This is a genomic window from Pseudomonadota bacterium (genome assembly GCA_030860485.1).
Classification (GTDB): Bacteria; Pseudomonadota; Gammaproteobacteria; order JACCXJ01; family JACCXJ01; genus JACCXJ01.
Genome location: JALZID010000331.1, coordinates 26818 through 33828, shown reverse-complemented (window position 1 = coordinate 33828; position 7011 = coordinate 26818). Strand labels below are relative to the sequence as shown.

General features: G+C 64.9%; 5 protein-coding genes and 2 pseudogenes. 4 read left to right on the top strand and 3 right to left on the bottom strand.

What is annotated here, in order from left to right; genetic code table 11:
* Nucleotides 1-832 precede the first annotated feature (832 nt).
* Nucleotides 833-2173, bottom strand: a complete 1341-nt coding sequence (locus M3461_20890) for a hypothetical protein (protein MDQ3776629.1) — start codon at nt 2171-2173, stop codon at nt 833-835.
* Nucleotides 2174-2507: 334 nt separating this feature from the next.
* Between M3461_20890 and M3461_20885 the strand changes: the two are divergent.
* From M3461_20885 to M3461_20875, 3 genes and pseudogenes are all read left to right on the top strand, one after another.
* Nucleotides 2508-3636 (top strand): annotated as a pseudogene (locus tag M3461_20885) (glycosyl hydrolase).
* 44 nt (nt 3637-3680) lie between these two features.
* Nucleotides 3681-3941 carry a MoaD/ThiS family protein gene (locus M3461_20880; GenBank protein MDQ3776628.1) on the top strand — a complete coding sequence of 87 codons (261 nt, stop codon included), beginning with the start codon at nt 3681-3683 and terminating at the stop codon, nt 3939-3941.
* A 22-nt stretch (nt 3942-3963) separates the two neighbouring features.
* Nucleotides 3964-5304: a valine--pyruvate transaminase gene (locus tag M3461_20875; GenBank protein ID MDQ3776627.1), complete on the top strand. Its 1341-nt coding sequence runs from the start codon at nt 3964-3966 to the stop codon at nt 5302-5304.
* 108 nt (nt 5305-5412) lie between these two features.
* Here M3461_20875 and M3461_20870 read toward each other — a convergent pair whose 3' ends face one another.
* Together M3461_20870 and M3461_20865 are read right to left on the bottom strand one after the other, a co-directional pair.
* On the bottom strand, nt 5413-5820 hold the full coding sequence (locus M3461_20870; protein ID MDQ3776626.1) for a type II toxin-antitoxin system VapC family toxin: 408 nt from the start codon (nt 5818-5820) through the stop codon (nt 5413-5415).
* Nucleotides 5817-6068, bottom strand: a complete 252-nt coding sequence (locus M3461_20865; GenBank protein ID MDQ3776625.1) for an AbrB/MazE/SpoVT family DNA-binding domain-containing protein — start codon at nt 6066-6068, stop codon at nt 5817-5819. The genes M3461_20870 and M3461_20865 overlap by 4 nt, the downstream gene beginning before the upstream one ends.
* A gap of 207 nt (nt 6069-6275) precedes the next feature.
* Between M3461_20865 and M3461_20860 the strand changes: the two are divergent.
* A pseudogene (locus M3461_20860) lies at nt 6276-6985 on the top strand (DUF2470 domain-containing protein).
* Nucleotides 6986-7011: the final 26 nt, after the last annotated feature.

The following is a 7011-nucleotide window of genomic DNA, read 5'->3' as shown; positions in this document are numbered from 1 at the left end:
GAGGCTGTCGATCGAGTTGAAACGGCTGAACGGACGCAGCTCGAAAAGTGGGAGTCCTCACATGGGACCCCGAGGGAAAAACAAGAAGGGATAATCTGTAAAGTTATTCAAGGGACACTACACTAGCGTCTTTCTCGCCCTCCTTCTGATCCAAAGATGTGAGGTTTGTTTGTATCACATACTTGACGGTCTTGCCGAATCGGACTTCTGCCAATCCTGGAGGTATCAAGCGTTCAACGACACCTTTACCGTACTTGTAGTGACTGACTCGGATACCTATCCGTATCGAATTGCTCATGCCACACTCTCCGTGTATGGACGCAGGACGTTCGCCATCAGGCAAAGCTTGGCCTACCGCTACAACTCGCCCGTGCTGGGCCCCGGCCCTTAGCGCAGACATCTCTCAGCGCCTCTAGCGCAACGTAGCGCAACGTCCAGCCCGATGTTGTTGCGGTACTTGTAGCAGTCGGACACGGTCTTCGCGACGTTGGTGGCGCGTAGGTGCTGCTGGGTGACAGGTCGCCCGTTGACCAAACGTCCGACGTAGCGCTGCGGGGGTAACCACCGCACCGGGCTTTGCGCGGAGTAGGATTGCGTAGCACAAAGACGGTCCGCCAGACCGAGCGGATCGGCGGTCGCAGCAGGATGGTGGTGAGAAATGCGGGCTAGCGCCCGCCCCACGTTAGACCTGCGCTGCGAGGGGGGTACGCGGGCATTTGTATCATCGCCATGGTGGTCTCCATGCGGCCATCCCTGCCGCCCGCTCGGCGGCCTGTCGTCCACCGGACGACAGGCTCTTCCGCCTCGCCCTTCAAGCCTGCCCGACGTAGTGTCAGCGCCTTCGCCGTCTTTCAGTCCGTGCGGCCCGCCGCCCACAGGACCCTTTCAATCCGGTAGCGACGAACCGTCCGCTCGACCGAGACGTCGTTGACGGCGAGCCCGGTGAGCTCGATCGGTTCGAAGTCCTGGGACGCGAGCTCGTCCAGCGCCACGAAGAGCTCGTCGGTGGCCGCGATCGCGATGTCCCCGGACGAGGTCCAGCGGTTCCCCGGGCCAGCGCGAAGGGCTGCCCCGAGCCGGCCCTCACTCCCGAGATCGTCCAGGAGATCCCGGCGCTCCCCGGGCCGATCTGGTCGAAGGTCTGATCGATGTTGGTGAAGCTGTGTTCAAAGGCGAAGTTCGCGAACAGGCGCCTGCCGCTCGGCGTGCCGGTCGGTCCAACCACGTCGGTCCTCGCGCCCAGGCGTTGATTGCCCGTATCGAACGCGGTGGTGTCCTGGGTCACCGGGATAGTGGGGATCTCGACGCCGAATCGTGCCCCGATCGCCGAGAAGCAGCCCCTATCGACGATCCCGACCGGCTCGGTCAGGGTCGCGTACTTGAACGGCCCCGAGGTCGGATCGTCGACGATGCCGAGGACCTTGCCCGAGTCGCACCGATCACCGTCGGGCCGCTGAATGAAAAGGAATGTCCGAAGGCCACCGCCTTGCCGCCGCAGACGTAGGTCGTCGTGCCGGTCGCCGCGACGGTGACGTCCCCAAAGGACAGCGCGGCACCGATCGCGTCGCCCGGCGCGAGCCTCGCCGACGGTGCTCCCAAGGAGACGGTGGCGCTCGCACCGCGGGTAACGATCACGCTGGCACCGGCCCCGGTCAGGGCATCGCGTAGCGCGCCGAGCTGCTCGGGGCGGGGGGTTGCCGGACACCGAGACGGGCACCCTGAGGCGACCCATCTCCTCCGCCACCGCAGACGCCGCGACGCCCTCTGCGCGCGCGATCCGGGCCCGGCTGCCGGGGGCGAGCCGCGCCGCGGCCGAGCCCTGCCCCGCTGCCTCGGCACCCTCCGCGAACACCTGGAGCATGTCGGGCGCCGGGGTCACGCCCCCGATCGAGCTCGGGCCCACGATGAAGACATAGGCGATCGCCCCGATCAGTTTGCCGTCCTCAGTGTAGACGGGCGAGCCCGACATGCCCGCCGATATCCCGCCGCCCCCCTCGTCGATCACCGGACCGCTGGTGTCGACCACGATCAGGTCCTTGCCGGGCCCGAGCGCGCCCCGATCGACACCCAGGATCTCGACGGAGAACGGCTCGACCTGCTCGCCCTTACGGACCGTGGACCCGATGGCCTTTGGCCCGGGCTGAGCGTTTCGGGTGTCACCGGCTCGGCACACTCGGGCAAGGGCGGGACCGGCGGGGCGGCCTCCACGGGGGAGCCCGAGAGGAGCGCGGCGACGAGCGGCGCGGCGCAAAGGCAACGCGGGGATCGCTGCTGATTCATTGTGGTCCTCCGGTCGAGTGTTCCACCGTTACCGCGCTGGAGGGGGCGGTGTGGAACCGAGGCTAGTCTATCCACGCGGGCGCTGCTGTGAATTATTTCACAGAAGTATGGAGGAGCTCTGACGGCCAGCAGGGGGGCCGTCGCGTCCCATCCGGGGCCGGCAATACAATAGCCTAGGGGCCACGGATGCTACACTCGGATCAACCGATACGACAGGAGGGGACCGCATGGCGATCAGGGCCGGAACCGCAAGCCCCACGCTCCTCATCGCGACCGCGAAGGGCGCCTTTTTCCTCACGGGTAACGCCAGGCGGGCAACACTGGAAGCAGAGCGGACCGATGCTGTTCGGCAATATCGTCAGTCATGTGGTCCGCGATCCGCGCGACGGCCAGACGCTCGTGGCCGGGGCGCGCACCGGACACCTCGGTCCTACCGTATTCCGATCCCTGGACACGGGCGACACCTGGCACGAGGCGAAACGCCCGCCCGCTTTCCGCAAGGCCCGGGCGGGAGAAGAGAAACGCGCCGTCGAGCACGTCTTCTGGCTGACACCAGGACACCCGTCGGAGCCGCTCACCTGGTATTGCGGTACCATTCCCGACGGCTTCTTCGAGAGCCCGGACGGCGGGCTCACTTGGAGACCGGTAGCCGGTTTCAACGACGCCCCCGGCCGCTCCGGGTGGGGCATCGGTGCCGTGCCCGGCGGACCCATCACCCACTCGGTGATCGTGGACCCGCGCGATCCCGGACACCTGTACCTCGCCGTCTCGAGCGCAGGCACCTTCGAGTCCCGCGATCGAGGCAAGACCTGGCGTGGCCTGAACCGCGGGATCCGCGCGGATTTTTTGCCCGATCCCTACCCCGAGTTCGGCCACGACCCGCATTGCATGATCATGGCGCCGTCCGATCCGGACCGCCTCTACCAGCAGAACCATTGCGGGATCTACCGCCTCGACCGACCCGCCGAGACCTGGACGCATATCGGCGAGCACATGCCGGCCGCGATCGGCGATATCGGCTTCCCCATCGCCGTCCATCCCCGCGACCGCGACACGGTCTGGGTATTCCCCATGGACGGCACCAGCGTCTGGCCGCGCACGAGCCCTGGCGGCAAACCGGCGGTGTATCGGAGCCGCGACGGCGGGCGCAGATGGACCCGCCATGACCGTGGTTTTCCCAAGCGCCACGCATGGCTCACGGTCTATCGACAGGCGATGGCGGTCGATGGTCTGTCTCCGGCCGGGCTCTACCTCGGGACCACGAGCGGCGCCGTCTGGGCCTCTTCGGACGAAGGCGAATCGTGGTCCCAGATCGTTTCCCACCTACCGCGCATCCTGGCGCTGGAGGTCGGGTGAGAGTTTGGGCAAAAACCGTCGCGAGCGAAGGGTCGCGCTGAGCCATGCGCGTCTTCCTGTCCTCCCACCTCAGGGATTACACGGGCGGCCGCGCCGAGATCGGGGGAGCCGGAGGCAACCTGATAGGGCTTATGGACGATCTCGATCGGCAATATCCCGGTCTCAAGTTTCGCCTGGTCGACGAGCAGGGACGGCTGCGCCCGCACCTCAACGTCTTCGTCAACCAGTTGCCGATCCGCGACCTTCGCAAGCGCCTCTCGGCAGACGATCGGATCGATATCCTGGCGGCGCTGAGCGGCGGATGAAACCCGATACCCCCCTGCGAGAATGAGCCGATCGGCCAAAGAAACCGAAAAATCCACCGGGTTTCGACGCATGCATCTCTCTCGTTTTGGACAGCGGTTCAACCAGGCGTCCGGGATCGCAGAGCTCATGGAGGACCTCGGACGCGCACTGGCAGGCGGGGGCGACATGCTCATGCTGGGCGGCGGCAACCCCGCCCACATCCCGGCCCTCGAGGCGCTGTTCCGCGCCGAGCTCGCGAAGCTCTCGGAGGCACCGGAGCGCTTCGCCCGCGTTTTCGGCGACTACAGCCCCCCGCAAGGCGAGGGTGGGTTCATCGAGGCCCTGGTAGGGCTCTTGCGGCATGAGTACGGCTGGGACCTCGGCCCCGAGAACATCGCCCTCACCTCCGGCAGCCAGTTGAGCTTCTTCATGCTCTTCAATCTCTTCGCCGGCGAGAGCCGATCGGGACTGCGCAAGAAGATCCTGCTACCCCTCAGTCCCGAGTACATCGGCTATACGGACCTGTGCGTGGAGCCGGACGGTATCCTGGCCCGACGGCCCTTGATCGACCTCTGCGAGAGCGGGATCGATCTCTGCGAGAGTGGGATCGATCCCGGCGAGGGCCGGCGTTTCAAGTACCGCGTGAGCTTCGAGGACCTCGCGATCGGCGAGGACATCGGTGCCGTTTGTCTCTCACGCCCCACCAATCCGAGCGGAAACGTCATCTCGGACCTCGACTTGAAACGACTCGCGACGCTCGCGCAGAGCCACGAGATCCCCTTGATCGTCGATGGTGCCTATGGCCCGCCTTTTCCCAACATCCTGTTTCGCGATATCACCCCGCTGTGGGATGATTCCATGGTGCTGAGCCTGAGCCTTTCGAAGCTCGGTCTGCCCGGGGTGCGGACCGGTATCGTCATCGCGCGGCCGGAGATCATCGCCGCCGTGGCCCGCATGAACACGATCCTGGCACTCGCCCCCGGCGGCATCGGCCCGGCGGTCCTCTGCGATCTGGTCAGGAATGGCGCGATCATCCGCATCGCACGCGAGATCATCCAACCCTATTACGCGGCGCGCCTCCGCGACTCCCTGGGCCAATTATCGCTCGCCCTCGAAGGCCTCCCGTACCGCGTTCACGAGCCCGAAGGCGCGATGTTCCTGTGGCTCTGGTTTCCGGACCTGCCGATCGCCACCCGTACGCTTTACGCCCGCTTGAAAGACCGTGGCGTCTTGGTCGTGCCCGGCGAGCACTTCTTCCCCGGTCTCCCAGGGCAGTGGCGTCATACCGAGGAGTGCATCCGGGTGCATTACGCCCAACCCCCTCAAGTGGTGGAACAGGGATTCACCGTCCTCGGCGAGGAGCTCCGGCGCGCGTATGCCTGAAGCGGGCGGTACCGACAGTGACCGACGATACTGGTGACGATCATGAATCGCCTCCTTAGGGAAGTGAGCGCGGTCGTGAGAAACCTCGCGCGCATGGCCTGTGCTGCGTCAGGCAAACGGGTCGACGACCTCCAGGCCGCTTTGTGCGAAGTCGCTGACGTTTCGCGTGGCGACGGTAAGCCCGTGTTCCAACGCGGTGGCAGCGATCATCCCGTCCAGCAACGGAAGCGCCCGTCCGTTCCTCTTCAGATCAACGACCAACCTCGCCCACCGCCGACCGACAGCGGCGTCCCAGGGAAGGCAGGCGATGGTCCGTACTACCGTCTCAAACCATCGTTCGAGTCGTGCCCGCTTGCGTCCCGCAGAAAGCGAGAGAATCCCGATGCACAACTCGCCGAGGATGATGGGATCTACGACGAGATCACGTTCATTGGCTCTCAACCATTCGACGACTTTTTCGTTTGGCATCGGCTTGGTCGGCTCGCTCAGCACATTCGCATCGACGAGGTAAGTCATCCGAGATGGGGTGCCTCGATGTCGTCGGTGGTCTCGTTTCGCTCCAAGGGCTTGAACCAGCCTTTGACCGGACAGGCGAGCAGGAGCTCGACCAGCCCTTCGTTCGGGCGGGGCGCAAGGCGCACGAGCCGGTATTCGCCACGGTCGATGCGCTCGATCTGGAACTCTTGCCCCGGCTCGATCCCATCCCGCTGCCGGATCTCGGCGGGCAGGATGATCTGGCCCTTCGTGGAAACCGTGGTCTTCATGCCGCGTAAGATACTGTCTTACGCGGCGTGGGTCAACCGTCGTTCTGCGTGCCCACCCTGACTCGTTCGCAAGGAGACATCTCCCATGACCTATCGTTCACCCCGACCCCGGGTTCGAGCCGACGCCGCGGCGCAGACGCCCTGCCGGACGAGGTCCGATCACCCAGGATCGCGTGGCCCGCATGGGATGAGCTGATGAACGACAAAGTGCCGATCAGCGCCGCAGCGCGGGCGCTTCTGATGGAGGAGTACTTCGGCGTGCTTTCGACGATCTCGGTCGATGTGCCTGGCTATCCCTTTGGTTCGGTGGTGCCCTACTGTCTGGATCGGCAAAGCAGGCCCGCCATCCTCATCAGCCGCATCGCGCAGCATTACAAGAACCTGATCGCCGATGGCCGCGCCTCACTCATTGTCTTGGAGCGCGCCGGTGATGATGTGCAGGTGAACGGTCGGCTGACCTGTGTAGCGAATGTAGTCAAAGTCCCGCGACAGGGCATCGACGAAACAGCCGAGCGCTATTATCGATATTTCCCGGAGTCCACGGACTACCACAAGGTCCACGACTTCGAGTTTTTTATTTTTGGCCGGTGCGTTTCCGCTACATCGGCGGTTTTGGTCGGATCCATTGGATAGAGCCAGAAAAGCTTCTCAAACCCAACCCCTTCTCGGCCGAGGCAGAGCGCCGCATCATCGCGCATATGAACGCCGACCACGTCGAGGCAATGTACCGTTACTGCCGGTCGGCAAACGTTGTGCCGACAAGCGACACAGAACCTCAGATGGCCGGCGTCGATGCCGAAGGCTTCCATCTGCGGCTCGGCAGGCGTGTTCTGCGTTTTCCTTTCGACGCCCCGCTCACTACGCCTGCAGAAGTGCGTCAGGCGCTAATCGCCATGGCCCGCCTCGGCCGCCACTGATAGAGCTCTGGCAGCCCACCGGCAAG